The 26905-nt window shown below is 46.1% G+C and carries 34 protein-coding genes; 19 read left to right on the plus strand and 15 right to left on the minus strand.

What is annotated here, in order from left to right:
* Positions 1 to 79 precede the first annotated feature (79 nt).
* Positions 80 to 679, minus strand: a complete 600-nt coding sequence (locus ACI49J_RS03935) for a hypothetical protein (protein WP_012021442.1) — start codon at positions 677 to 679, stop codon at positions 80 to 82.
* 125 nt (positions 680 to 804) lie between these two features.
* On the opposite strand from ACI49J_RS03935, the gene ACI49J_RS03940 reads away from it, so the two are divergent.
* Positions 805 to 1038 carry a hypothetical protein gene (locus ACI49J_RS03940; RefSeq protein ID WP_240252734.1) on the plus strand — a complete coding sequence of 78 codons (234 nt, stop codon included), beginning with the start codon at positions 805 to 807 and terminating at the stop codon, positions 1036 to 1038.
* A 2-nt stretch (positions 1039 to 1040) separates the two neighbouring features.
* On the opposite strand, the gene ACI49J_RS03945 is transcribed toward ACI49J_RS03940, so the two are convergent.
* Both ACI49J_RS03945 and ACI49J_RS03950 read right to left on the minus strand, forming a co-directional pair.
* A complete protein-coding gene (locus ACI49J_RS03945; protein WP_404809757.1) occupies positions 1041 to 2609 on the minus strand; it encodes a sodium:solute symporter in 1569 nt (522 codons plus the stop codon).
* 424 nt (positions 2610 to 3033) lie between these two features.
* On the minus strand, positions 3034 to 4080 hold the full coding sequence (locus tag ACI49J_RS03950; RefSeq protein WP_240252735.1) for a DEAD/DEAH box helicase: 1047 nt from the start codon (positions 4078 to 4080) through the stop codon (positions 3034 to 3036).
* Positions 4081 to 4378: 298 nt separating this feature from the next.
* Here ACI49J_RS03950 and ACI49J_RS03955 point away from each other — a divergent pair, with 298 nt between their 5' ends.
* Positions 4379 to 4918, plus strand: coding sequence for a hypothetical protein (locus ACI49J_RS03955; RefSeq protein WP_240252736.1), 540 nt, complete (start codon positions 4379 to 4381; stop codon positions 4916 to 4918).
* Here ACI49J_RS03955 and ACI49J_RS03960 read toward each other — a convergent pair.
* From ACI49J_RS03960 to ACI49J_RS03970, 3 genes are read right to left on the minus strand one after another with little or no spacing between them, the layout of a single operon-like run.
* Complete coding sequence (locus ACI49J_RS03960) at positions 4902 to 6053, minus strand: VWA domain-containing protein (RefSeq protein WP_240252744.1); 1152 nt, start codon at positions 6051 to 6053, stop codon at positions 4902 to 4904. The two genes, ACI49J_RS03955 and ACI49J_RS03960, sit on opposite strands and share 17 nt — an antisense overlap.
* Positions 6050 to 6886 (minus strand): metallophosphoesterase, encoded by an 837-nt coding sequence (locus ACI49J_RS03965; protein WP_240252746.1) that lies wholly within the window; start codon positions 6884 to 6886, stop codon positions 6050 to 6052. The genes ACI49J_RS03960 and ACI49J_RS03965 overlap by 4 nt, the downstream gene beginning before the upstream one ends.
* Positions 6883 to 7542, minus strand: a complete 660-nt coding sequence (locus ACI49J_RS03970; protein ID WP_240252750.1) for an FHA domain-containing protein — start codon at positions 7540 to 7542, stop codon at positions 6883 to 6885. The genes ACI49J_RS03965 and ACI49J_RS03970 overlap by 4 nt, the downstream gene beginning before the upstream one ends.
* A gap of 143 nt (positions 7543 to 7685) precedes the next feature.
* Between ACI49J_RS03970 and ACI49J_RS03975 the strand changes: the two genes are divergently transcribed.
* Positions 7686 to 8294 carry a zinc ribbon domain-containing protein gene (locus tag ACI49J_RS03975; RefSeq protein WP_240252751.1) on the plus strand — a complete coding sequence of 203 codons (609 nt, stop codon included), beginning with the start codon at positions 7686 to 7688 and terminating at the stop codon, positions 8292 to 8294.
* 1 nt (position 8295) lies between these two features.
* Here the strand turns inward: ACI49J_RS03975 and ACI49J_RS03980 are convergent, their stop codons facing one another.
* A complete protein-coding gene (locus tag ACI49J_RS03980; protein WP_240252752.1) occupies positions 8296 to 8970 on the minus strand; it encodes a hypothetical protein in 675 nt (224 codons plus the stop codon).
* A gap of 42 nt (positions 8971 to 9012) precedes the next feature.
* Between ACI49J_RS03980 and ACI49J_RS03985 the strand changes: the two genes are divergently transcribed.
* From ACI49J_RS03985 to ACI49J_RS03995, 3 genes are read left to right on the plus strand one after another with little or no spacing between them, the layout of a single operon-like run.
* Positions 9013 to 9969 (plus strand): adenine nucleotide alpha hydrolase family protein, encoded by a 957-nt coding sequence (locus ACI49J_RS03985; protein WP_240252753.1) that lies wholly within the window; start codon positions 9013 to 9015, stop codon positions 9967 to 9969.
* Entirely contained in the window at positions 9953 to 10408 is a 456-nt protein-coding gene (gene priX / locus ACI49J_RS03990; RefSeq protein WP_240252756.1) for a DNA primase noncatalytic subunit PriX, read from the plus strand. The genes ACI49J_RS03985 and priX overlap by 17 nt, the downstream gene beginning before the upstream one ends.
* Before the next feature lie 38 nt (positions 10409 to 10446).
* Positions 10447 to 10656, plus strand: a complete 210-nt coding sequence (locus tag ACI49J_RS03995; protein WP_240252758.1) for a dolichyl-diphosphooligosaccharide--protein glycosyltransferase subunit 2 — start codon at positions 10447 to 10449, stop codon at positions 10654 to 10656.
* Here the strand turns inward: ACI49J_RS03995 and ACI49J_RS04000 are convergent.
* Positions 10653 to 10967, minus strand: coding sequence for a hypothetical protein (locus ACI49J_RS04000; RefSeq protein ID WP_240252760.1), 315 nt, complete (start codon positions 10965 to 10967; stop codon positions 10653 to 10655). The two genes, ACI49J_RS03995 and ACI49J_RS04000, sit on opposite strands and share 4 nt — an antisense overlap.
* Positions 10968 to 10999: 32 nt before the next feature.
* Here ACI49J_RS04000 and ACI49J_RS04005 point away from each other — a divergent pair, with 32 nt between their 5' ends.
* Both ACI49J_RS04005 and sfsA read left to right on the plus strand, forming a co-directional pair.
* Complete coding sequence (locus ACI49J_RS04005) at positions 11000 to 12256, plus strand: M20/M25/M40 family metallo-hydrolase (RefSeq protein WP_240252762.1); 1257 nt, start codon at positions 11000 to 11002, stop codon at positions 12254 to 12256.
* 65 nt (positions 12257 to 12321) lie between these two features.
* Positions 12322 to 12969: a DNA/RNA nuclease SfsA gene (gene sfsA, locus ACI49J_RS04010; protein WP_240252763.1), complete on the plus strand. Its 648-nt coding sequence runs from the start codon at positions 12322 to 12324 to the stop codon at positions 12967 to 12969.
* On the opposite strand, the gene ACI49J_RS04015 is transcribed toward sfsA, so the two are convergent.
* Positions 12937 to 13311, minus strand: a complete 375-nt coding sequence (locus tag ACI49J_RS04015; protein WP_240252765.1) for a DUF123 domain-containing protein — start codon at positions 13309 to 13311, stop codon at positions 12937 to 12939. The genes sfsA and ACI49J_RS04015 overlap by 33 nt on opposite strands.
* A 67-nt stretch (positions 13312 to 13378) precedes the next feature.
* Between ACI49J_RS04015 and ACI49J_RS04020 the strand changes: the two genes are divergently transcribed.
* The gene (locus ACI49J_RS04020; RefSeq protein ID WP_240252766.1) at positions 13379 to 13825 is read left to right on the plus strand and encodes a glycine cleavage system protein H; all 447 of its coding nucleotides are present in this window, start codon (positions 13379 to 13381) and stop codon (positions 13823 to 13825) included.
* Between the two features lies 1 nt (position 13826).
* Positions 13827 to 14921, plus strand: coding sequence for a biotin/lipoate A/B protein ligase family protein (locus ACI49J_RS04025; protein WP_240252767.1), 1095 nt, complete (start codon positions 13827 to 13829; stop codon positions 14919 to 14921).
* A 15-nt stretch (positions 14922 to 14936) separates the two neighbouring features.
* Here the strand turns inward: ACI49J_RS04025 and ACI49J_RS04030 are convergent, their stop codons facing one another.
* Positions 14937 to 15653 (minus strand): cyclic nucleotide-binding/CBS domain-containing protein, encoded by a 717-nt coding sequence (locus ACI49J_RS04030; RefSeq protein WP_240252771.1) that lies wholly within the window; start codon positions 15651 to 15653, stop codon positions 14937 to 14939.
* Positions 15654 to 15857: 204 nt separating this feature from the next.
* Between ACI49J_RS04030 and ACI49J_RS04035 the strand changes: the two genes are divergently transcribed.
* The 7 genes from ACI49J_RS04035 to ACI49J_RS04065 all read left to right on the plus strand — a co-directional run bounded on the left by ACI49J_RS04035 (position 15858) and on the right by ACI49J_RS04065 (position 19817).
* Positions 15858 to 16304 (plus strand): hypothetical protein, encoded by a 447-nt coding sequence (locus ACI49J_RS04035; protein ID WP_048060103.1) that lies wholly within the window; start codon positions 15858 to 15860, stop codon positions 16302 to 16304.
* An 8-nt stretch (positions 16305 to 16312) separates the two neighbouring features.
* Complete coding sequence (locus ACI49J_RS04040; protein WP_240252772.1) at positions 16313 to 16726, plus strand: OsmC family protein; 414 nt, start codon at positions 16313 to 16315, stop codon at positions 16724 to 16726.
* A 32-nt stretch (positions 16727 to 16758) separates the two neighbouring features.
* Complete coding sequence (locus tag ACI49J_RS04045; RefSeq protein WP_240252773.1) at positions 16759 to 17091, plus strand: hypothetical protein; 333 nt, start codon at positions 16759 to 16761, stop codon at positions 17089 to 17091.
* A 79-nt stretch (positions 17092 to 17170) separates the two neighbouring features.
* Positions 17171 to 17833: a DsbA family protein gene (locus ACI49J_RS04050; RefSeq protein ID WP_240252776.1), complete on the plus strand. Its 663-nt coding sequence runs from the start codon at positions 17171 to 17173 to the stop codon at positions 17831 to 17833.
* A gap of 79 nt (positions 17834 to 17912) precedes the next feature.
* Positions 17913 to 18299, plus strand: a complete 387-nt coding sequence (locus ACI49J_RS04055; protein WP_240252778.1) for a CBS domain-containing protein — start codon at positions 17913 to 17915, stop codon at positions 18297 to 18299.
* Between the two features lie 100 nt (positions 18300 to 18399).
* Positions 18400 to 19002 (plus strand): class I SAM-dependent methyltransferase, encoded by a 603-nt coding sequence (locus tag ACI49J_RS04060; protein ID WP_240252780.1) that lies wholly within the window; start codon positions 18400 to 18402, stop codon positions 19000 to 19002.
* A gap of 59 nt (positions 19003 to 19061) precedes the next feature.
* The gene (locus ACI49J_RS04065; RefSeq protein WP_012021416.1) at positions 19062 to 19817 is read left to right on the plus strand and encodes a CoA transferase subunit A; all 756 of its coding nucleotides are present in this window, start codon (positions 19062 to 19064) and stop codon (positions 19815 to 19817) included.
* Positions 19818 to 19822: 5 nt separating this feature from the next.
* Here ACI49J_RS04065 and ACI49J_RS04070 read toward each other — a convergent pair whose 3' ends face one another.
* Complete coding sequence (locus ACI49J_RS04070) at positions 19823 to 20551, minus strand: CoA-transferase subunit beta (protein ID WP_404809756.1); 729 nt, start codon at positions 20549 to 20551, stop codon at positions 19823 to 19825.
* Between the two features lie 29 nt (positions 20552 to 20580).
* Between ACI49J_RS04070 and ACI49J_RS04075 the strand changes: the two genes are divergently transcribed.
* Positions 20581 to 20898, plus strand: a complete 318-nt coding sequence (locus ACI49J_RS04075; protein ID WP_240252784.1) for a hypothetical protein — start codon at positions 20581 to 20583, stop codon at positions 20896 to 20898.
* Here ACI49J_RS04075 and trm10 read toward each other — a convergent pair.
* Positions 20858 to 21766 carry a tRNA (adenine(9)-N1)-methyltransferase Trm10 gene (gene trm10 / locus ACI49J_RS04080; RefSeq protein ID WP_240252786.1) on the minus strand — a complete coding sequence of 303 codons (909 nt, stop codon included), beginning with the start codon at positions 21764 to 21766 and terminating at the stop codon, positions 20858 to 20860. The genes ACI49J_RS04075 and trm10 overlap by 41 nt on opposite strands.
* Positions 21767 to 21987: 221 nt before the next feature.
* Between trm10 and ACI49J_RS04085 the strand changes: the two genes are divergently transcribed.
* Positions 21988 to 22143, plus strand: a complete 156-nt coding sequence (locus tag ACI49J_RS04085) for an AbrB/MazE/SpoVT family DNA-binding domain-containing protein (RefSeq protein ID WP_012021412.1) — start codon at positions 21988 to 21990, stop codon at positions 22141 to 22143.
* A gap of 139 nt (positions 22144 to 22282) precedes the next feature.
* On the opposite strand, the gene acnA is transcribed toward ACI49J_RS04085, so the two are convergent.
* From acnA to ACI49J_RS04100, 3 genes are all read right to left on the minus strand, one after another.
* A complete protein-coding gene (acnA, locus tag ACI49J_RS04090; protein WP_240252791.1) occupies positions 22283 to 24805 on the minus strand; it encodes an aconitate hydratase AcnA in 2523 nt (840 codons plus the stop codon).
* A 68-nt stretch (positions 24806 to 24873) separates the two neighbouring features.
* Complete coding sequence (locus ACI49J_RS04095; RefSeq protein WP_240252792.1) at positions 24874 to 26001, minus strand: LUD domain-containing protein; 1128 nt, start codon at positions 25999 to 26001, stop codon at positions 24874 to 24876.
* Positions 25998 to 26876: a (Fe-S)-binding protein gene (locus ACI49J_RS04100; RefSeq protein WP_240252793.1), complete on the minus strand. Its 879-nt coding sequence runs from the start codon at positions 26874 to 26876 to the stop codon at positions 25998 to 26000. The genes ACI49J_RS04095 and ACI49J_RS04100 overlap by 4 nt, the downstream gene beginning before the upstream one ends.
* Between the last annotated feature and the right edge of the window lie 29 nt (positions 26877 to 26905).

A 26905-nucleotide genomic window follows, 5' to 3' on the forward strand; every position in this document is an offset into this window, starting at 1 on the left:
GATTTAACCAGGTCTAGATTTAAACCTTTTTCAAAATTCTTACAATACCTTTTGAAGATACGGTCTAGAATTTCACAGATTAACTAGTTCTTTTTAGGCAAATCCTCCCACTCTTGATCTGGGTTATCTCATCGCATTCAGTCTTAGTGACATTAACTAGCTTCTCCAGCACCTTCCTAATACCCTGATCCATTCCAATTATCTTGAACGCGCTCACCAGAAACCAAAGGTTTCCCCTAGTTTCTGCTATCATCAGTCTTGGTTCAATTTCTGCCAACTTCTCAATCACGTTGTACATGTTCCCCATTCCAGTAACTCTGAACTCCTTGAACACTGTGTTCCCAGCAACGTCTTCGAAGTCAAGTCCATCTGCATAAATTGTAACCAATGACCCCGTCTTCAGGACTGCAGTGAACTCCCTTGGTTCAATTTCAATTCCATATTTTGCCATGTAGTTGAGCCATCTTTCCCTCTTTCTTCCCCTGAGTCTCGTCCTAATTAATCCTGAAATGCTCATGGACGCGATAAGATCAGATGCAGTGGCAGTAATGAAATCCTGGTCGCGAAATATGGAGGGCCCAGAACATTTAGAGTCTGTGATTCTCCCGGAACATACGTAGGAAAGCTCAGGAAGTGGAGGGAAAAGTACGTCCTCAGGAATCTCTACTTTAAGTTCCACATAGATATTGTTGTAAAACTAGTTTATTTGGTTACGATTAAGGCATTTCAGGGTCCTGTTGTGAGTCCCTACCTGTGAGAGAACGATAATTGTAAATATTTTACCCCGATCATAAGAATCAGAGCATGAGCTTTAGGGATCAGATTCTCCTCTATCTATATTTCCATGGAGAGGCCAGGCTAGGAAGGTTGATGAAAGAATTCAGAGTAGATGAGGACGATCTACTCAGCGTATTAAGACCCATGGAGCTGGAAGGTCTTATCTCCAAAAAGTTTAAGGGTGTCCTAAAGAAGGAGACCTTTTACACTCTTACAGAAAAAGGAATTCTTGAAGCAAGAAAAATAGATGATTCTCTTTAAGTTTACATCTCCTTGGTGATCTCCTCTTCCTTTATCTTCTGGGAAGGTCTCCATCCCATTCCGTATGCTATTCCTGATCCTATCAACGTCACCGCTAGATTGATCAGTAGTGCAAGGATCGCTATATAGAGTGGACCTAGGGGCGTGGTGTAAAGGCTAGTCTTTATTACTCCGAACTTCGCGTTAGCCTCAATAACGAGGCTTAGGGCTGACAGAATTCCAGCTGCCCACCCTACAAGAGTGGCCTTTCCATTAAGATTCCTGGTGTAGAGTCCTAGGAACACCGAGGGTAAAGTTTGCGTTATCAGGATTCCGCCCAGTAACTGGAGCTGGATTGCGTAGGTAGCGGGGACCGCAAACACGAACCCCAAGGCCACGAACTTGAAGACTGTAGAGATAACCTTAGCTAGGGTCGCCTCAGTCTTAGGCTCTAGGGACTTGAACTCCTTGATCACGTTCCTCACCAGAAGGTTAGCTACTCCTATGGCCATGATTGCTGCTGGGACGAGTCCTCCTATGAAAATTGCTAGGTAAGCCAGCCCCACAAACCAGTCGGGCATAGTATATGCAATGAGTGAAGGAACCACGAAAGTGCCAGCACCTAACTTAATTACTGCATTAAGGGCACTTGGAACTGCATATACCAAGATCCCGAAGAGTGCCAGTAAAGCCAAACCAATACCATAAATTGGTAATAGTGAAGTACCTAGCTTCAGTTTCCCCTTGTCCTCTGAGCTAAGTGAACCATTTATGGCATGTGGGTATAGGTAAAGTGCAAGTGCTGATCCAAGGGATAATGAGAAGTACGCAGGGATGAGTTTAGGAGACAGTGCGCCGTAATTTATGGGACCCTTAGCGTGATTCAGAGCTTGATTTACCGTTGCAGATTGGATAGCCGCATTGTGAAATGCACTTGCGAATCCTCCATAACTTAGCGGGACTATAATGATTACAGCAAGAACTGTAATCCAGATCAGTATGTCCTTAAAGACTCCAGTAATTGCTGCCCCTCTTAGACCGCTAGTGAAGGTAAATGAGGCTAAGATGACGAACGCAATTATCAGGGCAATGTCAGACACCGTCTTAGAAACTACCCCAGTTAAGCCCGCAAGCATGGCTGCAAGCACAGCCTGCATGCCCACTATCTGTAGTGCAATGTATGGCAGCTCAGCAACTACGCCAGTTAGTGCAACCGCTATGGCGAGCCATCTGCTGTCGAACCTATCCTTAACGAAATCGGAGGCCGTCACATATCCCTTGTTTCTGGAAACTGTCCATAATCTAGGCATGGTTAAAAGGGCAACTCCGAATCCCCATGCCACGTAAGGCACAGCGAAGAAGTATAACGAACCTACGGCCAGCATACTTGACGGTACAGCTATGAAGGTGTAGGCAGTGAACAGATCTGCCCCCATCAAGAACCACACTAATAACCAGCCAAGTCTTCTTCCTCCAAGCCCCCATTCGTCAATTTTGGAGAGATCTCCTCTCCTCCATCTAGATGCCCAAAAACCCAGAAAGGCAAAAATTGCAAATAAAACCACGAAAACACCAAGGGTAACTCCGTCTATATTCCCGAATGCCAACTCTCTCACCTACCTCCGTTCTCCTTTACTGCAAGCACTACTCCTGCGAATAGAATAGTCGAAACTATAAGTAGAATTATTTGATATGAGTAGAAAGTGGTTAAACCTCCTATTGATGGTATGGTGTTATTAAAAACTGGATATAATGAATATATAATTATATCAATCAAGAACGCAATACCCATTGCCAAATAATATTTGTTCATACGTTATCTCATATACTACATCGTAATCGCCCTTATAAATTTTATAATTTAAGCGGAAACTATCATTGTCAATCTTATTGCAAAACAAACTATATCTCTAATCATAGAAGACATATTTATTCTTTGTCGAGAATACTTTAACTAGAAAAAGATCCAATTTATTAAATGGTAGAAATATAAATCAATTAAGGCTCTCATTTCTCTCATTGAGAGATGATAGTTGATTTGATAACGCTTCTAATCCTCTGGACCATTTCCTCTTCTCTCCTCGTGTAGTATGATACTGCCCTCCCTTTCCTTCCCATCCTTCCAGTTCTTCCTACTCTATGGATATATGTTTCAACATCCCTAGGCAAGTCAAAGTTAACTACCTGCTCCACATCTATTACATCTATCCCCCTAGCTGCTAGGTCTGTGGATATTAGGATGTCACTATCACCTCTCTTAAAGCTCATGAGGTTTCTCCTCCTTGAGCCCTGAGACATATCGCCATGAAGTAGTGATGTGCTCACCCTATCTGAGATATTGTCGTACAATGCCTCTGCTCTAGCCTTTGTGTTGGTGAATACTATAGCCTTTCCATTTACATCCTTGAGCAGTTTAGTTACTTTCTCGTGCCAGTTATCGCGGACCGGATAAAATTCGTGATCTATTTCAACCGGTTTATATTCATCAACCTTGAGAAATCTAGCATTGGGGGAGAACTCCTCAGCTAATTCCTTGACCTCTGGAGGTACTGTTGCAGAGAAGAAGCCGAAATTCTCAGCACTGGTCTTGGAGAGTATCATTCTCACGTCGTCTATGAACCCCATATCGAGCATTCTATCAACCTCGTCCACGATGGCCAGCTTAAACCTGGAGAGGTCAAGAGTACCCCTGCCCCACAAATCAAGGATCCTTCCGGGAGTTCCAACTATGATGTCACTGTTGGACTCTCGCTCCTGTCTGTCATAACCTACTCCACCTATGACTACCCCAACGGAGGTCCTTTTGTATTTTCCAAGTCTTTTGGCCTCGTATGCAACTTGCTCAGCCAGCTCCCTCGTAGGAACTAGAATGAGTGCGTTGTGGTATCTCTCCAGGACTGGTATCAGGTAAGACGCGGTCTTTCCTGATCCTGTTTTTGCCTGTACTATTACGCTCTCCCCATTCATGAAGACGGGGATGGCTATCTCTTGTACCTTAGTAGGACGCTGGTAATTTATGTCAGCCAGTGCCCTTTTGAGTTGATCGCTTAACTGATCAAACATGAGGCGAAGGTAAATTTCTGAGTTAATAAATTCACTTGAAAAATCTAAACGTTCTAAATCTTTTAGAAAACTCCTAGGTTGACGTGACCTTAAAAAGTTTTTAGATTTACAGGTAAAAAGATAATTATAGTTTTCATTGATGTAAAACTCATGATACGTTATGCTATATCCTGTTAATCTTATTTTGAATCTATTTCATGGATATGTTTAAGCATTTGTATTTCCCACTTGATATTTTAGACAGATTTAAGTGAAATTTAATAACTAACAAATTAACTACTTTGTATAACTTATACACATGAGACTTTTCGGAGTAAAGGTTGATTCTTTACTATCTCCTCAGACGAGGTACTTGGCCACCACGAAGCAATTCATTCCAGAATACGGAGAGGAGAAACCAAAGATAGTTGCTCTGGATGTGGATGGTCGAGTACTAAGAGAGCTTATTCTACTCAGGGAACCCATCCTTCCAGGGAGAAGGATTCAGTCTGGGTATAAACTTGAGGTCTCTTCCTCAAGTGATGGAAGGCTCGCAAGCTTATCTGGGATGTTCACACTCACTCTGGTACCTAGGGTTCTAAAGGGAGATAAATGGTTAAGGGGAGAGTTACTTGTACTTGGAAGGAAGATAAATCCTGAAAGAATCTTGATTTTTCACGACATACCCGTACTGGGTAACTCAGGGAAAGAGGTAATAGCTCAACTACAGAAATTCCTGGAAGAGTGGGGAATTCACACCAGGAAATTGCCAACAATAGTGAGGAACGTAAGGACCTTCGAAAAGGTTAAGGCCAGAGTTATTGACATAGACTTTCTAATGGCTAACTTTCTCCCCTGAGCTTTCTTGTGACTTCGCTCGAGACTTCCTTCGACAGCTTCCTGGTCTGCTCTGTGGCATTTCCTGACCTCTTTGTGGTCTCTAGGCTATCTGATAACCTTCGCGTGGTCTCCATGAGTTCTATCTTTCTTGTTTGACCAGCTATTTCCTCCATCCTCTTAAGTGTCCTGGTTGCCTCCACCAGGTTACCAGCCTGTACTTCACTGGATATCTTCTGGAGATTGTTGAAGTACTCGTACTCTAGAAGAACATCCTTGTTCACTCCACTCACGAAGGTAGCCTGACTATCTGCTGGTTTTATGTTAACTACGCTCAGAAGTGCTTGCTTTCTCCCGTCTACTGGCTCCTCATAGTTTGCCTTAACTGTCATAAAGTTTCCACTGTAGTTAGGAGGAACTACGGCTTCGCCAAGTATCTTGACTACTCCCTCAACCGCGTTCAATTGTACTGGAGGACCAGAATAGTTTAGCAGTTTCACATTGGACTCAGCGACTATATCCACTGTAACGTTCTTAGCAGCTATCTTCGTTTTTGCTGCTTTAGGAAGTTTCTCTGGAATTTCCATGGCATCATTCACGTGATAGAAGACTCCACCTGATCTATCAGCTAGAGACTTGAGTATGGTTTCGTTGTAATCATCACCGAGTCCAAAGGATATGGTCTGAACGCCATTGGGTATGACTATCCTCTTGTAGGTCTCAACGTTGGTGTCATCAGTGGGATTTCCGTCCGTTAATAGGATCACATAACTTGGAATTCCGTGCTTGTTGTGAAGATTGAACGCGGTGAGAAGAGCGGTAAAGAAGACTGTTTGACCGCCAGCTGATAGGCTCGAAATCTCTGCCGTAAGATCTTCTGGATCCACGAACTCTCTCACGATGTTAACCCTACTGGAAAAGGTAATGAACGACACCTTATTGCCCTGTGGTATCCTTTTAAGTAGCTCTATTGCCCCCTTCTTAGCGCTTTCAATCTTAAGACCGTCCATGGATCCACTGGTGTCCAGGAGAACAATATAGTGAAATCCTGTGGCTGTGGATATCTTCTCTGGGACTAGCAGAATTTTGAAAGCCATTTTTAGATCGCTGTTAAAAGAGTACTTGTGGCTTACCTCTACCTTCATGGAAAGTGTCATGATTTATCACCTTTCAGAAGGAATTCCTCGTCCAAGTAAACCATGTTGAACTTGTCTCCATCTTGAAGTAAAATCCCAGCCCTCATCTTGTGGTATCTACTGGAAAACACTGTAATAACCCTTTCATCTATCTCGGATCTGAAACCGTCAGCTACCTCATGTCCCCTGATTATTCCCTTGAGTGAGTTCTCTTTAAGAAACTCAAGTGTTACGTCCTTTCCGTAGAAGAAGGTTCCCTCACCTCTTATATTGGGAACGAAGCCGTCCAGTTCCTCTCTAGGATCATTCCATAACATCTCAAATGCTATCTCGTCCTCTGGTATTATGTCAGGTTTCTTAAGTTCCTCAATCTGTTGCACGCTTTTTAAGTTTCTAGCGATTCCTCCATGGACGCATAGGTAGTTATTCACAATGGCAGCGTACGGCATTTCCGAGAACAGATCCACAAATTCTTTGTAGTTTTCATCTCCTAGTTTCTCCCTCACTTCTGCCCTAAATCCATAATATTCATTTGTAAGGGGGCTCTCATGATTGCCCCTTAGAACAATCACCTTGTCCTTGTTTTCCACGAAATGGGAGAGAATTATTTCCAGGTTCTCGAGCCCGTAAGGTTCACGGTCTACGTAATCGCCCAGGAAGACTATGGCGTCATAATCCGAGAAATTTTCGAAAACGTATCTCGTAACCATGAAAGCTCCATGGGTATCCCCAACAAAAACTGCCCTAGGTCTATCCCCAACCCTCAAGAGAGGTTTCATCGACGAGAATATCTCTCTAGATTTTCTTACCAGTTCGAGGAGACTATCCCTCCTCTCTTGAGGCCATGAACTCATTCTCTCACAATCTTTATAATGGTGCTATTGCCCAGTTTTACTACCGCATTTTTGGGAAGCTGAACCTTCCCCTTTACCGTCTGAAACACCTTTCCGTCATAGATGTACGTACCGTTGGTGCTATTTAGGTCTTCTATGTAAAGCGTATCTCCTTCCTTAGATAGAATGGCATGCCTCCTTGAAATCTCGCTATCAGGGATCATCAATACGTTTTCAGGACTTCTTCCTAAGGAAATATTTTCAAACACGTCAAAGTCTAGCGGAACCTTCGTCTTATTCAGGGCCGAGACTGGAGTCGCAATGAACTGAATATAGTATTTGCCCTCTTGGCTACTGGGTTGTGGTTGGGTAACTTGAGCTTGTTGGGTTGTACTTGCCTGCTCTTGAGGAGTTGGACTGGCGGGAGCTGAACTTTGTACTACCTGCGCCTCTGCTGATTGCACTGATTGTTCTTGGATTGGTTGCTCCTGGGCCTGGACCTGTGTCTCGGTAGGCTGAACCGCTTGTTGTGGCTGTTGTACCTGTTGTTCAGCTGGCTGTTCTTGTGAAGTAGATTGTGCTCCTACCGACTCGTCAGGTCTCTTTAGTCCACAGGTGGTACAATACATTGCATCGTCAGGATTCTCTGTTCCGCATCCCGTGCATTTCCATGTCATGGTAATATTGTAGATCAAGAAACCTATTAAGTATTTTCGCTTATGGAGAAGTTCTAACGTTTTGATTTCTCCATGGAAATAGCTTGTCTTCACCAAGAAATATCATCAAAAAGTTTTTAGTTTGACTAAATTTCTCATAAGTCATGCAGAAGACAATCCAGGGAGTATATGTAAACCCTCAGCAAATTGCCTATCAATTAGAGAACTGGTTTAGGTCCAAGAAACACTATCAGACGCAGGTTCTAGGGATGGGCGCAAGCTATGTGGTTCAGGCCAAGAAAGTTGGTTTTCTGAGAACGATAATCGGTGCGGATAGGGCCTTCACTGTGAGGCTGGTGGGCGGTCAAGGTTTTCTTAATGTGGACGTGGGATTAGCTGATTGGTTAAAGGCGGCAGACGTGACGGAGGATGTTATAGCCGCACTTGTATTCACTCCGCTCGCAGTAGTGGAGGGAATAGAAGAGCTATACGACCTAAAGCTAGAGAAGGATATCATAAAAGAGGTTGAGAATTTGGCATTTTCCATGTCTCAGGGACTCGGGAGTCCCATGTATCAGCCCTATTCTCAGCCAAACCCATATCAATATCCGCAACAGAATCAGCCTTCACAGTATCCACAACCTACTCCATATCAATCTCAGCCTCCTAACCAGCCGTCCTATCAACCCCAACAGAAGTACTGTCCATCTTGTGGAGCGCCCAATCCTGGCACGGCTAGATATTGTATGAGCTGCGGAACTCAGTTATTCTAAACTAGATTTTCTTTGTTATTTTTTGTAAAAAGTCCAGGTCTCCAGGGGAGGACAAGAGCACGCTTTTTGCCCCTATTCCCTTTAGCTCCTCTATCACCATGTTAACGCTCTCGGCATCAAAGGTTGGTTGAGTTAATGTCTTCAGTATCTCCTTGTTCTTTTCAGTTCTCACTATGATGTAGGGGATGATCCTCTCTAGGGGTAGTCCTTCCAAGGAGCTAATTCCCCCAAAATAGAGCCCTAGAAAGAAGTCCGCGGGCAAGTCTAACCTAGAAAATATCTCTTCCTTGGTCTTCCTTAAACTCAACATCCCGCCAGCCTTGACCCCATAGCTCCTTGAAATCTCAATGGCCCTATCTGTTGAAACTTGGTCTACTTCCCTTCCAAATCTTGGCCTATCTCCACGTGTGAAGGCAATATCGAAGTTGAATGCCTTGGCGGTTATGGATAATGATCTGACGAACAGTTCATTGACGTCGGCTAGCCTCTGGTTAATTATAATCCTCTTACCCTCGCTCGCCTCCCTAGCTAGCACTCCCACCGCCACTGGAATCACAGAAGGGTCTCCTAGGGGAGCATCTGGAATATCAAAACCGTCAAAACTGTCCAAGGAAGATATCTCCCTCTTTAGTTTGTCTATCTTTCGCCTGGGATGCAGTTCTGCTAAGATCTCCATTCCGCACTCTATTTAATAATCTCTTTAAAAACATTTATACGTGTGTACTGCAAGAAGTGCGGTTCTAAGGCCATAATTAAGATAACCTCAGCTAATCTTACCCTCTGTTCCTCCCACTTCACGGAGTGGTTAGAGGGCAGGGTTGAAAGGACCATTAGGGATTACGGCATGATTCGTGGTGGGGAGAGGGTAGCGGTGGCAGTCTCAGGGGGTAAAGATAGTACAACGTTGCTCCATGTCCTTGCGAAGCTATCTGGGAAGATGGGTTTCGAGGTTGTGGGGATAAACATAGACCTCGGGATAGACAGAGGCACCAAATACTCGTCACTGAGCACAGAGTTTGCAGTCAAGAACTTTGAGAAACTAGGGGTCAAGTACAAGGTAGTCTCTCTTAAGGAAAAACACGGATTCACTATCGATGAAGCTAAGGTAAAGATCAAGAGACCTGTGTGTAGCACTTGTGGGCTTGTGAAGAGATACGTCCTAGAGGAAGCGGCCCAAGAGCTGGGAGCAGATGTTCTGGCCACTGGGCATAACTTGAATGATATGGCCGTATTCGTTCTATCAGGCTATCACTCAGGAGATTTAAGTAATCTGGCTAGGCTGAGGGCGGTTTCACCTGCTGAGAATGGGTACATCAGAAAGATAAAACCACTTTTCCTGGTGTCAGAAAAGGAGACCACCACTTATGCCTTGATCAACGGTATCCCCTTCATCATGGACTCCTGCCCCAATAATCCAAGGGTTGGAGGCCCTACCTCAGATAAACTAAGGCGGATAATAGAGAACGCCGAGGATGAGATACCTGGCTTCATGTTAAGGTTAGTCGAGAACTTTGAGACCAAGATAAGGCCCTTCTTCGAGGATCTTCCCAAGTTTAACTTGGGTAAGTGCAAAATCTGCGGTAGACCTACTAACAGCGATAGGGAAATTTGTTCCTTCTGTGCAGTCAAGATCAAAATGACTGGGGGCGAGAGCCAAATTGTCAAGGGAAACTAAGTTCACGATCCTGCTACACTATCCCGATGGAAGTCCTGCAGGCAAGTCAGAGTACGAGGAAGGTATCTCCAGGGTTTACGATGAGGCTGGACAGTTCCTCTTTGAGGTGGATGGAATTTTCCCGCCCAGGCCCAGAACGACTTCGATGGACTGGATCGAAAAGGTACTCGAGAAAGGCCTAGCCGACTGCAGGAAGAGGTTTATCCTTTACGTGGGCTCCAGATATCTTGTTAACGTTAAGAAATTACCCGAGGATGATGCAGTGGAGAAATTGAAGGAATTCTATTACAAGAGCGGAGGAAAGATATATGAGACCTGGATTAGATCCGTGGTTAGGGGAGTCAAGAGTAAGGGATTAATGCCTCCCTCCCTGAAGTCCCTTGAATTGAAGGATCGCGAACTCTATCGGGCAATTAAGTCTGTTTTAGAAAGAAAATAGTATTAAAACTTTATAACGTACTATCTAAAAATAGAGGTATGGCATCAGAAAAGAGATGGGATACATTTACTTGGTTTGCTGTTGTGACCCCACTAGTGGGCTTTTTCATCATGACCCTAATCCTGTCTGCATACCTCAACCAGTTCGGTCCATGGAGGTCAGTTGTCCCTGTGATACTGGGTTTTGGGATCTTCTTCCTGCTTGTGGGGATCTTTCTGAGAACCAAGTTTGGGAGAATGGCTCTCTAACCTAACCTCTCCTCTGCCTTTTCCAGGAAATTGTCCACATAGCTCTTTTCCCCGAAAATCACTAGGTCATCAACCTCCTTTTGATAGTACCTCTCAACTACCCTGAGCACATGTTCAGTGGTTCCAGGGAAGACATCAACCACTTCACCTCCCTGCAATTTGTCGTCTTCGTAAATTGCGACCGCCATATTCTTGTACACGTTTACCCTGAAAGTTGAGATCACCTTCCCGTCCTCTACCTTCTTGTATACGTAAACTAAGAGGAGAGGTTCAGTCATAGAGTGCCTGGTATACTCGGCGTACTTTATCATGGCTTATTTAATGGAACTGTCATTTAAAAAACATGAACTCCATTCAAGATCTCATCGAGTTCGCCAGGATAGACACGACCTCAGCCAAGGGGAAAGGAGAGGAGGGAGCGAAGTTCATAAGGGATTACATGCAGGAGCACGGAATTGAGGCAAGGATAATCAGGCATAAATCTAGGAATCCCTATGTCTATGGGGAAATCGACGTTGGCGCCAGTAAGACATTGCTAATCTACAACCATTACGATGTACAACCAGCCGAGCCACTCGACAAGTGGAACAGCGATCCCTTCAATCCCGTTATTAAGGACGGTAAGCTAGTGGGACGAGGCGTGGGAGATGATAAGGGCTCGCTCATGGCTAGACTGCAAGCGTTAATCGAGATGGGGAAGCCTCCGATCAATATCAAGTTCATTTATGAGGGGGAAGAGGAGATAGGTAGCCCCAACATAGATTCATTTCTAGCCGAACACAGGGAATTACTAGCCTCAGATTACGTTCTCTGGGAAGGCGCAGGAAGAGGATCCAGTGGCGCACCCGAGATAGTCCTTGGAGTAAAGGGTCTACTATACGTTGAAATCTCGGTAAGAACACAAAAGGACCTTCACTCCATGTATGCCCCTGTGGCCAAGAACCCGGCTTGGGAGTTAGTTTACTTGTTGTCTTCCCTAAGGAGTGGTGGTAAGGTTAACCTTCCTGGTTTCTATGACAAGGTCAGATGGCTCACGGAAGAGGAAAGGAGATATCTTAAGGGAAATAAGAGGTCCATGGAGGACGCACTGGGACAGGAACTCCCAGACGACTTTCAGAGAAGACTGGTAGAGGAACCAACATGTAACATTGCGGGGCTATACTCGGGATACACCGGTGAGGGATCTAAGACGGTGATTCCATCCTATGCCATGGCAAAACTCGATTTTAGACTTGTACCAGATCAGGACCCTGACGAAATCCTGAAAATACTTCAGGACCATCTAAAGGGAGTGGATATCAAGGTCTGGGGTAAGGTAAGGCCCTATAGAACCTTAATCAATAGTAAGATTGCTAAATCGCTGATTGATTCCGCCAAGGAGGTATACGGCGTTGATCCTGAGGTCATACCCAACAGTTACGGTACTGGGCCCATGGAGTCCTTCGCAAGGATTTTGCAGAATAATCAAATAGCCGACGGAGTAGGAGTGGAGCATCCAGGTTCAAATATCCACTCCTTTAACGAGAACATATACGTAGATGATTATATGAAAGCTAAGGAGTGGATGAAGAGTTTCGTGAGGCACTTAGCTCAGCCTTAGTTTTTAGGTCATCACTCCTTACTCGGCAAACTCATCATCATTATTAGGATGGTGCCCAGGGTAAAATGTTCACTGTGTTCACTGTGGATGGGAGAATCTGGGAGGAGAGGGTTGAGTCCAGGCCAAATAGGTTCATGGTAAGGATGGAGTCTGGCAACACATGTCACCTTCACGATCCAGGTAGACTCAAGGAGCTGATATACCCTGGCAACAGAGTACTAGTAAGGGAGACTAAGGGAGCAAAGACGTCGTGCTCGGTCCTCGCTGGCTGGGATAGTGAGTGGGTGATAATTGATAGCAGATTTCATCCAGCCATTGCCAAGAGATTTCTTCCACCAGACGCGAAGGGCGAAGTTAGGGCTGGTGAGAGTAGGCTCGACTTCCACTTCGATGACACCTGGGTTGAGGTGAAGGGATGTTCCCTGGTTCGGAATGGGATCGCCCTATTTCCTGACGCACCCACTAAAAGAGGGGAGAAACATCTCAGAGAGCTGATTAGGTTGAGGCAGGAGGGTCATGGCTCAATGCTCATGGTCCTAGTCATGAGGCCTGCAACGTGTTTCCTTCCCAACGAGGAAACCGATCCTAGATTTTCTGAGGCCTTCTGGGAGGCTATGGATAGTGGAGTTAACCTTGTGGTGAAGTCGTTCAAGCTTGAGGGTAGGGACATAGTTTACGTTTCAGACCTGGGATTGTGCCAGACGCGAAAGTAAGGTTTTAATCTCAACCCTGAACAGGTGGCCCTCATGTTTCCTGCAGTCTGACGACCCGAACCCCTTCACTGGGTCAGTGAGGATATTGGCAATATCTTCCTCAGTTAGCGGGAGAACCAGTGCCCCAAGGGGTTTACATAAGTCCTTAAGGTAGTCTACGTGCCATCTCCTCTTTGCTAGGCTATCGCTAAGATGTCTTCCAACTCTTTTCCCGCAGTTGACCCCGCAAGATCCAACGTAGGCGTAAGTCCCCCTCGTAATACTGAATACCCTCCCCGAAGTCCTTATTTCCCCATTTTCACAATCGAAGAGAATTGCGTATCCCTTCCTGTTCCATTTCATTTATTTCATCTATTCTATTGGAAAGATTTTTAGTTTAGTATACTCTTATTAGGAAACCAGTGATAAAATGGTCGTGGAATCGAATTGTGAGATTCCGGAAAACCTTCTATATTACATCGATGGGAAAAACACCGTGTGGGCCAAGCAGGAATCTGCTGATACCATTCTTGTCGGGATAACTGACATAGCCCAAACCATGGCCGGTAAGGTAGTAAAGGTCAGAATAAAGAAAAAGGGTACTAAGGTCGAGAAGGGAAAGCCAGTCGCTACCATGGAGAGCGGTAAGTGGGCAGGCCCAGTTCCAGCTCCTGTTTCAGGTGAAATTGTTGATGTCAACGGGGAAGTGGAGAAGAGCCCAGTCCTAGTGAACAGAGACCCCTACGGAAACGGTTGGCTTGTTAGGATGAAGGTGGCTAACCCAGAGGAATTGAAACAGCTCTACACCGGGGCACAAGCAGTTCAAAAACTAAAGGAACTTGTTGCAGCAGAGAAAATATCCTGCAAGAGGCTGTGAAATGTCGTGGAGGTTTGTTTCCCTCCCTCCACAAGACGGCTATCACATGGTAACTTCCTTCGTCTCAGTTGCTGAGTACGTTACAAGGGGAGGAAAAAACACATTTCTAGTTTTTTCTGTTAAGGAACCATTCGTTAACGTTGGAGTTCATCAGGAGGTTTGGCTGGAGGTAGATCTAGATTACACCTTGAAGAACAAGATACCAGTAGTGAGAAGAGACTTGGGCGGAGGTACTGTGGTCATAACTCAGGGGGAACACGACTATTTTATCGTGTTGAGGCAAGAGGAGGCTCCCTCGGATCCTAAGGCTCTTTACGAGAAGTTTCTTACGCCCGTAGTTAACGTGCTCAGGGACTACGGTTTAAACGCTTCTCTAAGGGACCAGGACATAGTGGTCAATGGGAGAAAGATTAGCGGGAATGGAGCCATGACTCACGGTAAGGCTGTGGTCATTGCTGGAAATATTCTCATGAGGGCTGACACACAACTGATGAGCAAGTGCATTAAGGTCCCCTCTGAGAAATTCAGGGATAAAATGGCGAAGGATATGTCGGAATGGATAACATCCCTGGAACGAGAGCTTGGATATGTTCCACCTAGGGAGGAACTAGACAAGAAACTGAAGCAAAGTTTCGAGGCTCATTTGGGAATCAAGTTTGAGGATTCCATGTTAACTCCAGAGGAGATTGAAAGATGGGAGCAATTGGCGAGTGAGAAGAGGAACGAGGAGTGGATTTACTATAAGGACAGGAGGCACCCCGATCTGAGGACCGATAGGTGCGTTAAGATCTCCTCCGCCGTAGCCATATGTCACCTGGATTATAAGGCTAGAAAACTAGTCAGGATAACTGCGAAGTTCGTGGAGAAGAGATTACAGGAGGTCTCCATTTCAGGTGATTTCTTCGTAATGTCGCCCAGGGACTTTATAGAGAAGCTTGAGGACAGGCTTAGCGGGACCTCGCCTGATAATATACCGCAGATGATTGATAAGGCCTTCTCCGAGTTGAAGCCAGTGATCTTTGGATTTAACGCGGACGACCTAAAGAAAGCGTTCGAAGAGATACTGAATAAGCCAGAGGTTCAAGAGGTCATATAACGGGAAAAACTAGATCTAGATTGAAATCACAGCTAGTATTTCCCTTTCCTCTACGCTACCCAAGAGAGCTCTGGAATCGACCACAGGCAAGAAACCCACGTTTTCCTGAACCATTATCTTTCTAGCGATCTCTAGGGAGGAGTCGGGGGTAGTCCTGAAAACGGGCCTCTTCATTATCCCTGAGACTGGGGAGTTCACTTTACCCTCAAGGATGGCCCTACCCACATCGCGGATTGACACAATCCCGGAAGGCAGATTATCCTCCACCACTATGGCGTGTCTTTCCCAATTGTCCTTCATGGCCTTGATGATCTCTAACACCGTGGTCTCAGGGGCAGAGATGAGAGGGTCTACCTTCATTACATCGCCAACATTAACCCCTTCACTCACGGTGAGGACCCGAAGGAGGTCCCTCTCTGTGACTATTCCAACTACCTCTTCATCCCTAGCGACTAGCAGTGAGCCCACTCCCTTCTTTGTCATTATTTTGCTGGCCTGTTTCGCGTCAGCTTCAGGGGAGATCATGAGGAGGTCCCTGTTCATTACCTCCTCCACTACCTTGTTACCGTTATCCCATCCATACACTAAATCCCTAATAGTCACTATCCCTTGCGCATTTCCGACAATGAGTCTCCTTATATTCCTCTCGAGCATTAACGTCAGGGCTTCCTTCAAGGAGCTCCTAGGATCGACTCTAACCAGCTTCCCCGTCATTACGTCGCTTATCTTCATGGAATCACGGCTTTGTTATCTTGACTGAGGAACACCTGGAAAGACACTCTGATATATTCGTGAACTTCCATTCTCCCTTTGGCTTGAAGCACTCCTCTACACATGGGTCTGAAACCTGAGCTTGCATATTTTCCACCGATATCATTTTCAGACAAAAGGAAAAAACCTTTACGGGAGAAAGTCTACTCTCTCTCGAGTGAAATTTTGATTGAGAAAGTAGGAAACCTTGAACTGGAAGTCGAGGCAATTGTGGAGATAGATGGCAATGAGTATAAGGTAGTTAACGTCCCATCAGCTGACGAATACAGGGGATTTCCTCCCTCTTGGGAGTTCGTCAAGTCAAATATGCTTACGTGGAGACCATATTTTAAGGGGAAGATGGTCGATTTCAATGGCCAACAGATCCCAGCGGTGGGCCAGTATTTGCTCAACATGGATGAGGAAATGTACAAGTTTCTCATGGATATTTACGTCATGTTCAAGGTCAATAAGCCGTCAATTGAGACAAACATCAGCGTTGTAATAAGTAAGCAGATAGATGATATAGAGAGGCAACTGGGAAGACCCCTGTCGGAGCAGGAAAGGACTAGACTTTACGTGAGGTTTGCAACGGAAGCTGCAATATTCAGGGATCTTGGCCTGATCAATTAGGTGGTTAAATGATAACTTTCACAGCTGAGGCCAAGCTAGAAGGAGAGACTGCGGTGGTTAGCGTTAAGGACTTGGAACTGAAGATCGGTCTCATGGGATCGGAGAACCCGACCCCAGAGGAGTTAATGCTCGGGGCAGCGTTATCCTGTATGATACTTACGATTTACTATATTTCAAGGGAAATGGGGGTCAAGCTTCAGGGAGTGGAGGGTTACATTGAGGGAAACCTGGATCCCAAGGGCTTTCAGGGTGACCCGAGTGTACCCCCAGGCCTCCTTCAAGTTAAGTACGACCTCACAGTCTTCTCAGATGATGAAAGGATAGGCAAGGTCATGGAGCTGTCCATGAGAAGGTGTCCCTTGAAGGACACTCTCATGAGAAGCGTTGACGTCGACGTGACCTGGAAAATCAGAAAGACTTAAAGCCTCATTTATTTAACTTTTTTCGATAAATAATGGCAGAAGAGCTCATGAAACCTGGGGAGAAGCAACTGGAGGAGATCAGGGGGTATCTTTTTGATCTGCTGGATAATCTGAACGACATTTCCGTGAAACATGAGAAGCTACTTGCATCTAAGGGTATAATGCCCAAGCTCGCTGTCCTTCTGGGAATGATAACCATGCAAAGGTATCAGATAGAGCTAGTAATGAAGTACTATTGGAAACAGTTGGAAGAGACAATAAACAGCATGTCCCAGTTACAAGAACTACAGGGGGAATTAAAGGACGTCTTACAGGACGTTCAAAAGATCAAGGAGTTGGCCTCTTTAGCAGGACTTCAGATCTAAATTGATTTTTTGTTTTTTTCTCTAAATTAGTACGATCGTTTTAAAAGCGTGGGGAAATAAGGGTAAAAGAGGTAACTTGATGCAGATAACGTTCTTCCATGACGTGTTGTGCCCCTTCTGCTACGTCACCAACAAGAGGTTAAAGAAAGTCCTCTCTGAGTACAAGGACGTGCATGTGAAGCATAAGGCGTTCATGATAATATCCTCCCTTGACGATCTCATTGCTGCGGCACCAACTCCTGAGGATGCGAGGGAACTGTTCAAGAACGAGTTCTCGATTCTAACTAGGTACTTCCCCGATTATGATCCTAAGAAGGTAATCGAGAAAGGCAAGATAGGTCACATCTGGTCAATGCCACCACTTATGGCCTGCAAGGCGGCTGAATTCCAACGGGGAGACGAGGGCCACTGGGAATATTTCACTTTAGCTCAAGAAAAGTTCTTTATGGAAGGGGAGAACGTCAACGATGACGAGGTCCTGCTCTCCATAGCTGAGCAGATAGGCCTTGACATGGACAGGTTCAAGAAGGATTTCAAGTCAAAGGAGGCTAAGCTCGCCGTGATACAGGATGAGGAAGAAGCTAAGGCCATGGGGATTAAGGGAGTTCCTGCCCTTCTGATCAACGAGAAGTGGCTCATTAGGGGCGTTCAAACAGAGGAATACCTTAAGCAGGTAATAGATGATGTATTACACTACGGTGAACCCAAGAAGATAGAACTGAAGGCCTACTGGGAGCAGTGAGCCCTCAACAAGCGTGGCAACTAGTTAGCTTCTGGGCCGTTCAACAAAGCTTATTTCCATGCTGGACTAATAATTACCTATGAAGAGAGTTAAGGACGTAATGAGCTCTCCAGTGTTTCAGGTTGAGGCGAATACAACGCTTCAGGAGACCTGTAAACTAATGCTGGAGAAAGGAGTAGGTTCCGTGATCGTGACAGATAACGGCGAACCAAAGGGAATATTCACAGATAGGGATGCGGTGAGGGCGATAGCCAATGGCGCCTCCGCGATGGATGAATTGAGGACCGTGGCAACAATGCATGACCTTGTTACGGTGAACGAGGAAGTTGACATTATACAGGCTGCGAAGCTGATGGCTGAAAAGAAAATCAGACATTTGCCAGTTACCAACAGTAACGGTGAGATTGTCGGCATGATTTCGGTTACTGACCTTTCGGCAGAGTTAAAGGAGATGCAAGCCCAATAGGGCAGGCCACTGTCTCTATCGTTGTTAACTTAACGTTTTCAACTCTCCATCTAATTAGTTTAGATGAAAATATTTATTGGTTGAAACATATCCCTTAAGTGTGAAGCTAGCTATCCTCATGGACGATAAGGATGATATTGCTCCCCTATGGAGGTCCATATCCATAGTAACCGTGGACGGTACAGTTGAAAGAGTTAGTGCTAGTCTAGGAAGATCCTCTGCTCTCCCGTATGCAGATCTGGTTATGGGTCGCGATATGCTCAGGGGGGAGATCAGTCTCCTATCCTCAGTTTATCCCATTGTTGTGAATGGAGACAGAATAGTGAGATTCGATCAAATAGCTGGGAAATTCCCAGAATTGTTACCTGGGGGAAAAACTCTGGGAGTCGGGTGGTGCGATGAGAGTCACGTTGCTTGCTTGTCAGGGTCTAGGTCTGGAAACGTAGTGAACGGCCTTTATCCCTTTCCCTTTCGTGACGGCGTTTTTGACAATGTAATCGCATATGAAATATTAGACTATGATGTAATAAGGGAGTCCCATAGGGTTGTGAAAAGGGGAGGAAAGCTCTTCCTTGTGTTCAGGGATAAGGTCTTTGGGGGCGTGAAACCTTCGGAGGCCCTTAAATTTCTCGTGAAGTTTAACGTAATATCTCTTGCTCTTAGGGATGGTTTCTGGATCGTGGAGAGCAAGAAGATCAGATAGTTCGCGAGTCCCGACTCACTCTAGAAAAGTTAATTACGATAAATATCTAGTTTTTTGTTATGTCCAAGCTGGTTTCCCTAGAGAAGGCCATGTCCCTTGTTAGGATAGGCGATACGATTACCATGAGCGGAATTTCTATTCACAGAAATCCCATGGCGTTCGTCAACATCCTTGTGGAGTACGAGTATGAGGAACTTGAGTTCGTCGATAGAGAGCCTGGGGTAGCGCTAGAGGTATTGTTGAAGCATAACGTAGTTAACAGGGTCAGGGTTGCCATGTCTACCCTCGAATGGTTCGGTATGTTACCAACTTTCAGGAAGAAGGTGGAAAAGGGTGAGATTGAGCTCCTTGAGGATACTTGCGGGGCCTTCATAGCCGGGATCAGGGCAGGTGCTAGTGGGCTTCCCTTCATGCCCGTTAAGGGAGTGATTGGGAGTGATCTAGTCAAGATCCATGAGGAAGCTGGTACTTGGAGGGTTTCAAAGGATCCCTTCACTGGAGAGGAGATTCTTCTGGTAAAAGCCATTGTGCCAGACGTTGCGATAATACATGTTAACAGGGCAGACGAGAATGGGAACGCAGAGATACTAGGTCCACTATACGAGGACGAATACAAGGCCAAGGCAGCTAAGAAGGTTATTATCACAGCGGAAGAGATAGTCGATGAAAGCTACTTTTATGGGAGGAGACCTACGATAAATTCCATTTATGTTGACGCAGTGGTGCATACTCCAAGGGGAGCGGAGCCAACTAGCATGTATCCCCTCTACGACGCCGATTACGAGGCGATAATGAAACTGATAGGTGAGGCTTGACGAGATTAGAATTCCAAGGCAGACCTTAGGTTTTGTGGGTCTAGCATGTCAAGGTATTCCATTTCATCGTGATACAATGTTACTATTCTGAGGGATTCTATTTCCACCGGAAAGCCAGTATTCTGTATAATCTGTTGCTCTGATGACCACGGCGGTACAGCTATTACTACCCATTTTCCTTTCTCCCTATCAAATTTCATTACCGCGAGATTGGTTACAAGAAACACCTTGTTTTTGGAGTACTTGGCCGTTCCCGTTACGAAATCAACCTTGCTAACTAGGGTATTTTTGGAGTGCTTCAAGTTCCAAAGAATCAGTTTATTGGCCAGGGGCATAAGATAGGCTGTAGCTGCCCCTCCTGGAAGCTTCACGGAAGGCCTCCTATAATCTCCTATGGCAGTCAAGTTCACGTTAGTCTCCTGATCTATCTGGGCTGGGCCAAGGAACATAACGTCAAGTTCACCCTTCTGTGCTAGATCAAAGGAATCTGCCGTAATCATCACAGGGGCTCCGTCCAAGAAGAAGGGGTCACCCGTGGACGGAGATACCTGGATCGTCTTAGGATTGTCAGCCTCTGCCACCCCAATTATTCTTATTTCCTTGTTCATCATGTCCCTCGCAAGAAATGCCGCTAACAACGCAGGAATAGAGTTTAGACCTACGTAAACAGTTTCCTCATAGCCAATGAGTTCGGCCATGGCCTTTATGACGTAGTCTATCTTCATGGGGGAAATTTCTTTAACCGTGGTTATAAGATGTTTGTATGTTCTCAGTTTACAAATATCGCGACTATTTCGTTGCAGGGGTAAACCACGTCGTCCCAGACTACTTCCAGGATGTGATTTTCATCAAACAACAGGGAAGTAGGTGGGACGTGATAAGTGCAGAGAGGTTCAGGCCTCAGGATCCAGATCTAACGGCAATCAGGGATGCGGTCAAGTACGCCACGCATAGGGACGACCTCAAAAAGGCAGTGATTGAGCTTAGATCCAAGGGAATAACGCTCGAGGAGGTAAGGAACTTTCCCTTCCCCAGATCACTTATCGAGGGGAAGAAGAAGATCCAGGCTGAGTTCGACTAATGATCTTTTTGACTCTCTCCCTAAGCTTGTCTCCAGCCCTGAGCCATTGCGCGTTTCCCTCTAAGTCGCCGTTTAGGGTGGTGTCACGCAGAAGTCGAGCGAACTTATCCGCGTTGGACTGCTCAGCCAGTATGCTTTCCTCTAAACTTTGGCCTTCCCTCACCCTAAGCACGATGGAGACTATCCTGTTTAACCTATCTGGAACCCCAACCCTAGATCCACGGAGTACGATCTTCACCCTAGGTTGGTGATATCCTGCAATCTCCGTCAACTCCCGCGTAGCATATTTCCATCCAGAGTCGTCCACAATTCCTCCCAAGATGAATGTATCGGCACTCCTCAGAGTATCCTCGGTTGCCTCTCTCTCACCATAGGGGTCTAGCACGATTGCGTTGAAGGGTTCAACGTTTCTTCTGACCTTGTTAAAGAACGACACCTCCATGAGCATCTCTTCTAATTCCTGCGTGGTGTGATTTAGAGAGAGGTTGTAATCCCAAAGATACTTTCTGAGAGTGGAGATCACCATAAGGATCTGGCTCACCAACTTTCTCTTTTCGTCTTGAGAGTGCCTATCCCAAAGCGAGAAGTCTATCATAAAGAGCGGGGAGCTTGGAAACTGGAAGGGGAACTTATCTCCCTGGGGATGGGGCGTGTCTGTGGCAATTTCAGTTCCCTTTCCTCCCAGGAAAGAGATACCGTATTCCTCAACTATCTTTCTTCCGTAAAAAATTCCGCGCCTTATTCCCCAGTTGTAAAGGACCAGTTTTAGAGCGGTATGCTGAAGAAATGGCCTTCTCAAACCCCTAACGTATAGAGTATCTATCCCAGAGTCCTGCAGTTGCTTACCTAAGGCTCTTCCAAGTATCAAGTATATCTATGGAGATTTAAGGAGTTTTCCTTAAAATTCTGGTGATTACGCTTCACGAGAATTTTCAGGCCATAAACAACTTTGAAGCCACCGAGATAAAGAAAATCTAACGAAGATTCAAATAGAACTTTTCACCAAATTTTTTTATACTGCCTGTCACCTCCGTTGAAAGTATATAGAAAATATTATTAATGCTGAGTAAGTAATGGATATGGATAAAAATGGCAGTAGAAGATATAGTTAAAGTTAGTAGAAACTATCAAGTTACTATACCAGCTAGAATCAGGCAGAAGTTCCAGATAAAGGAGGGAGACCTGGTTAGAGTAGTGTTCGATGAAAATGAAAACTCTGTGAAAATTTTGCCAATGAAGCAGTAAAGTCAACCTATTTAAGTTACACTCGTTTTTGCCTTTTCCCTTTTCTCCATGTGGGTTAGTATACGGAAGAAAAACAGCCTACTAGAGTCATGCAGACTGAGCCGGTCTAGTTAATGCATAGTTGCGGTTCCTGGGAGGACTAATCCTGCACAAGTCTCTTGAAGACGTAGTTGAGTATGTTCCCATGCTTCACGTATTCCAGCTCTGTTCTGGTGTCAATTCTAGCTATTCCCTTTATCGTCCTCTCTGACTCTCCTCTAACCTTTATGGTCACTGTGGTTCTCGGTTTCATTTCATCCAGTTCCACATCAACAACCTCGTTCCCCTTAAGGTTGAGGGACTTCCAATCCGCCTCAATCGGTATGACACCCATGGCCACTAGGTTACTTCTGTGTATCCTTTCAAAACTTTCCGCGATCACTGCCCTAACTCCAAGGAGCGCAGTGACCTTGGCTGCCCAATCCCTAGAACTACCTGTCCCGTATTGCTTTCCGGCAAATATTACCAGAGGTACTCCCTCGCTCTTGTACCTCATCGCAACCCTGTAAATGGTGTCCACAGTACCGTCTGGGTAATGCACTGTAAATCCTCCCTCCTTGTTCACAAGAAGGTTCTTGACCTTAGGATTCGCGAATCCACCCCTCAACATAACCTCGTGGTTTCCTCTCCTGGCACCATATGTGTTAAGTTCCTTTGCTCCCCTCTCCTCAAGGTATTTCGCTGCGTCTGAATCCTTGGCAATGGGACCAGCTGGGGATATATGATCCGTGGTCACCTTATCTCCCAGAACCATCAGTATCCTCGCGTTCCTTATTTCATTGAATTCGGAGCTCTCCTTGAACCAGGGAGGCTCAACTATGTACGTTGACTTGGGATCCCAGGCAAAGGTTAAACCACCCTCAACAGGTAACAGTTTCCAGTTCTCATCTCCCTCGAATATTCTCCCCTTCTGCTCACTGTAGAACTTTGGGTTTAAGGCCAGTGTAATGTAAGAGGAAATCTCCTTCATTGTGGGCCAGATGTCCCTTAGGAAAACTGGCCTCCCATTGGGGTCCACGCCCACAGGCTCAGTCTCGAAGTTGATGTTTATTCTTCCTGCGAGGGCATAGGCTACCACCAGGATCGGGGAAGCTAGATAAGTTCCCTTCAGCAGGGGATTTATTCTGCCCTCGAAATTCCTGTTTCCGCTTATAACTGCATAGCCCTCGATTCCCTGTTTTAGGTCCTCCTCTACGTCACTGGGTAGGGGCCCAGCGTTACCAATGCAGGTAGTGCACCCAAATCCCACTACGTGGAAACCTAAGGCTTCTAGATACGGAGTTAGACCAGCCTCGTTCAAGTATTTCACCACGATGGGGGATCCAGGGGCCATACTGGTCTTGACGTAGTTCATGGACCTAAGGCCCATGGCAACGGCCTTCCTCGCGAGTATCCCTGCACCCAACATCACTGTGGGATTTGACGTGTTGGTACAACTCGTGATTGAGGCCAACACCACGCTACCGTCGGCAATCTTTTTCCCTCTCTTGTTTCCGGTTTTAATCTCGGCCATCTTCTTGAGGGGAACTCTTTCGTCAGGGTTTCTGGGCCCTGCTAGGGATGGCTCCACATCAGAGAGGTCAATGTTAACTACCTCACTATAGTTAGGCTCTATCCCGTAGAAGATGCCCTGCGCCTTAGCATATTCTCCCACGATTTCAGCGTCCCTGTCCGTGGCCCTCAGGTAGTTTAAGGTCGCCTCGTCTATGGGGAAGTAACCAACGGTGGCGCCGTACTCAGGAGCCATGTTTCCGATGGTGGCCCTGTCGGGCACCGACAAGTGGGATAGGGCAGGACCGAAGAACTCTACAAACTTCCCAACTACCCCCTTACGCCTAAGCGTTTCTGTTACGTATAGGACTACGTCTGTAGGAGTTACCCCTTCCCTCACTTCTCCGGTGAGTCTAACGCCAACTACCTCTGGTACTGTCATGTAGTATGGTTCTCCGAGCATGACAGCTTCTGCCTCAAGCCCTCCAACTCCCCAGGCTAGAACCCCAATACCGTCTGCCATGGTTGTATGGGAGTCTGTCCCAATCACTATCTCTGGGAACGCAGTGAGAACGCCGTTATGTTCCCTAAGGTCCACAACCTTGCTCAGGAACTCTAGGTTTACCTGGTGGATTATCCCATTTCCTGGAGGGACTATCCTAAGGTTGCTGAAAGCTCCCTGGGCCCACTTCAGGAATTTATATCTCTCCTTATTTCTCTCAAACTCTGTCTTCATGTTAAGGGACAGGGAGTACTCCGTCCCGAAGTAGTCTACCTGCACGGAATGGTCTATAACTAGGTCCGAGGGTAACCTTGGATTAACGCGAGATGGATCCTTGCCTCTTCTCTGTAGCTCTGACCTCATTGCAGCAAGATCCACCAGAAGAGGAACTCCTGTATAGTCCTGCATTATGACCCTAGTGGGAGAAAACGCGAAGTCCTTACCAGTTTTCCATCCAGCTATAACTTCAAGGTCCTCCTCTGTGATTTTCTCGCCGTCAAGGTTTCTGAGTACGTTCTCTATCAGGATCTTAATAGAGTAAGGATACTTTTCAACGTTAAACCCCATCTCCTTGAGCTGAGATAGAGGGTAGTAGTAAGCGTTTCCTATCTTAGATTTCTCGATTTTCATGCAAGTTAGTAGCGTTGCAACAATAAGAGATTTTTCTATGGGAAAGGATTAGTAATAAAACTTAAAAGTTAGCTCCATGCCCGAGCCTTTATCTTCTCTAGAACCCTCGGTATGTTTATCTTCATGGGACAAACCTCCTTGCATCCCCCAGAGTGTGTGCAGAGTAGCGAGGGTTTAGGATCGCCGAACACGACATATGACCACATGGAGCCCATGGGACCCGAGTAGGGAGGAACGCCCCATTTTCCATCTATTGCCCTATACACGGGGCAGTGTAGATGACATCTACCACACCTAATACAGAGTAAGGCCTCTTTTAGGTCAGGATCTTTGGACGCCTTCACTCTCCCGTTATCCACCAGGACAAGGTGGAACTCCTTGGGCCCATGTGCTGGGCTAACCCTCTTCATCTCAATATCACCTGTGGAACTGGGTCCAGAGGTCAGGTTAACATAGGTGGGCGGATATAATCCCGCATATGCAGCTTGGACCATGGCCTCCATCATAGCATGTGGGAGGGTAGGTACGATTTTCTCGAAACCGGCCACTGCAATATGAAGAGGAGGAGACACCGTGGTAAACCTTATGTTTCCCTCGTTTTCCACGAGGATGATTGACCCAGTATCGGCAGCTATCGCGTTTGCTCCCGTTATTCCCACCTCAGCGTTGACGAACTTGTCCCTCAAGAACTCCCTCACCCTTGCCACGATCTGCTCGTGAGTTGAATTGGGCGGAAGATCACCGAGCGCCTCTCTAACCAGTTCCTCAGCCCTCTCCTTTGACATGTGAACCGCAGGGGCTATGATGTGAGAGGGTGGCTCGTTGGCGAGCTGTATCAGGAACTCGCCTAGGTCAGTTTCCCACACCTCCTTTCCTAGGCTCTTGAGATGTTCCCTTAATCCAACTTCGAAGGCCACCATGGACTTGCCCATGACAACCCTCTTCCTATCCCCAATTATCTTGGAGATGACCTCTCTCGCCTCCCTAGAATCCCCAACGACGTGTGGAACCCCACCAATTCTCTTTATAGACTCGACCGTCTGTTCCACGTACATCTCGAGATTGTTCAGGACCTCAAGCTTGGCCTTCCTCAGTTCCTTTGCAAGATCTAGTATGTAGGGATACTTCTCTAAGACATTGTAAACTCTGGGAACGTTGTTCCTTATCGTCCTTTCAATGGCGATTTCCCAGGTCATAGTATCACCTCAGCAAGGTCCTTTACCTCTCCCTTAAAGTGAGGTGAGAGTGTAACGTAACAGATTGGACACATAACCAGGAGCCTGTTAGACAGTCTGTTCAGGTCCTGAGCTCTCTTCTCCGCTATGGATTCACTTAGATCCCTGTTGATTAGCGCTATGGGACCACCACAGCACGTGGAGGTCTCCCTCCCAGTTACAAGGAAGTCTTCGTTTAACTTGATCCCAGACTTAGACATGAGCTCCCTATACCTATCCCTAAGGTTGAGGAACCTGGAGTAGAGGCATGAGTCGTGGATCGTGAACTCTCCATCTATTTTCCTATTCACATCCACTAGCTGGAGATAGTTCACGACCTCTACATCAAAGGGGATGAACTCGCCATATCTGGTCAAGGCGTTGTGCGTGTGGGGATCAACAGTGATGACTCTCTTTACCCCCCTTTCCTTCAGCATCGACGCTACCTTCTTGGCGTGATCTGCGAAATCCTCGAGCAGACCTGACTCTAATAGGAGGGCGCCACTATAGGGCTCATCCTCGTACAGGTACCCAGGGTTGATTCCCCTTCTCTTGAGGGCATTCACGATATTGTTTAAGATCGTGTACGCCCTCTCCATCTCCTCCTTGGGAGGTTTAACAAGCTTTGCGAAGGATGACAGTCCCTTGAGGGCCCCGGTGAGGGCACCTGCCATGGAAGAAAATTTACTTAACGTAGGGACTACTGGTTCAATCTGATACATACATGACGTGAAAATTATGGTCTCCCCACCGTGGGGAAGGTCTCTGGCCCAGCCTGAACAAACTCTCTTGTCCACGGGGAAGGGCATTCCATACTTATCTAGGCTTTGCTTGAGAAAGGATCTGAGGCTCTCCATAAATCATAGTAGTTGAACTGGTAAATATG

This window comes from Metallosphaera sp. D4-4 (assembly GCF_046245145.1).
GTDB lineage: Archaea > Thermoproteota > Thermoprotei_A > Sulfolobales > Sulfolobaceae > Metallosphaera > Metallosphaera sedula.

Bases quoted from the DNA above. Each gene is read 5' to 3' on its own strand.
- ACI49J_RS03940 (WP_240252734.1), top strand. From the start codon at position 805: ATGAGCTTTAGGGATCAGATTCTCCTCTATCTATATTTCCATGGAGAG.
- ACI49J_RS03950 (WP_240252735.1), bottom strand. From the start codon at position 4,080: ATGTTTGATCAGTTAAGCGATCAACTCAAAAGGGCACTGGCTGACATA.
- ACI49J_RS03955 (WP_240252736.1), top strand. From the start codon at position 4,379: ATGAGACTTTTCGGAGTAAAGGTTGATTCTTTACTATCTCCTCAGACG.
- ACI49J_RS03960 (WP_240252744.1), bottom strand. From the start codon at position 6,053: ATGACACTTTCCATGAAGGTAGAGGTAAGCCACAAGTACTCTTTTAAC.
- ACI49J_RS03965 (WP_240252746.1), bottom strand. From the start codon at position 6,886: ATGAGTTCATGGCCTCAAGAGAGGAGGGATAGTCTCCTCGAACTGGTA.
- ACI49J_RS03970 (WP_240252750.1), bottom strand. From the start codon at position 7,542: ATGACATGGAAATGCACGGGATGCGGAACAGAGAATCCTGACGATGCA.
- ACI49J_RS03975 (WP_240252751.1), top strand. From the start codon at position 7,686: ATGCAGAAGACAATCCAGGGAGTATATGTAAACCCTCAGCAAATTGCC.
- ACI49J_RS03980 (WP_240252752.1), bottom strand. From the start codon at position 8,970: ATGGAGATCTTAGCAGAACTGCATCCCAGGCGAAAGATAGACAAACTA.
- ACI49J_RS03995 (WP_240252758.1), top strand. From the start codon at position 10,447: ATGGCATCAGAAAAGAGATGGGATACATTTACTTGGTTTGCTGTTGTG.
- ACI49J_RS04000 (WP_240252760.1), bottom strand. From the start codon at position 10,967: ATGATAAAGTACGCCGAGTATACCAGGCACTCTATGACTGAACCTCTC.
- ACI49J_RS04005 (WP_240252762.1), top strand. From the start codon at position 11,000: ATGAACTCCATTCAAGATCTCATCGAGTTCGCCAGGATAGACACGACC.
- sfsA (WP_240252763.1), top strand. From the start codon at position 12,322: ATGTTCACTGTGTTCACTGTGGATGGGAGAATCTGGGAGGAGAGGGTT.
- ACI49J_RS04015 (WP_240252765.1), bottom strand. From the start codon at position 13,311: ATGAAATGGAACAGGAAGGGATACGCAATTCTCTTCGATTGTGAAAAT.
- ACI49J_RS04020 (WP_240252766.1), top strand. From the start codon at position 13,379: ATGGTCGTGGAATCGAATTGTGAGATTCCGGAAAACCTTCTATATTAC.
- ACI49J_RS04025 (WP_240252767.1), top strand. From the start codon at position 13,827: ATGTCGTGGAGGTTTGTTTCCCTCCCTCCACAAGACGGCTATCACATG.
- ACI49J_RS04030 (WP_240252771.1), bottom strand. From the start codon at position 15,653: ATGAAGATAAGCGACGTAATGACGGGGAAGCTGGTTAGAGTCGATCCT.
- ACI49J_RS04040 (WP_240252772.1), top strand. From the start codon at position 16,313: ATGATAACTTTCACAGCTGAGGCCAAGCTAGAAGGAGAGACTGCGGTG.
- ACI49J_RS04045 (WP_240252773.1), top strand. From the start codon at position 16,759: ATGGCAGAAGAGCTCATGAAACCTGGGGAGAAGCAACTGGAGGAGATC.
- ACI49J_RS04050 (WP_240252776.1), top strand. From the start codon at position 17,171: ATGCAGATAACGTTCTTCCATGACGTGTTGTGCCCCTTCTGCTACGTC.
- ACI49J_RS04055 (WP_240252778.1), top strand. From the start codon at position 17,913: ATGAAGAGAGTTAAGGACGTAATGAGCTCTCCAGTGTTTCAGGTTGAG.
- ACI49J_RS04065 (WP_012021416.1), top strand. From the start codon at position 19,062: ATGTCCAAGCTGGTTTCCCTAGAGAAGGCCATGTCCCTTGTTAGGATA.
- ACI49J_RS04075 (WP_240252784.1), top strand. From the start codon at position 20,581: ATGTTCTCAGTTTACAAATATCGCGACTATTTCGTTGCAGGGGTAAAC.
- ACI49J_RS04085 (WP_012021412.1), top strand. From the start codon at position 21,988: ATGGCAGTAGAAGATATAGTTAAAGTTAGTAGAAACTATCAAGTTACT.
- acnA (WP_240252791.1), bottom strand. From the start codon at position 24,805: ATGAAAATCGAGAAATCTAAGATAGGAAACGCTTACTACTACCCTCTA.
- ACI49J_RS04095 (WP_240252792.1), bottom strand. From the start codon at position 26,001: ATGACCTGGGAAATCGCCATTGAAAGGACGATAAGGAACAACGTTCCC.
- ACI49J_RS04100 (WP_240252793.1), bottom strand. From the start codon at position 26,876: ATGGAGAGCCTCAGATCCTTTCTCAAGCAAAGCCTAGATAAGTATGGA.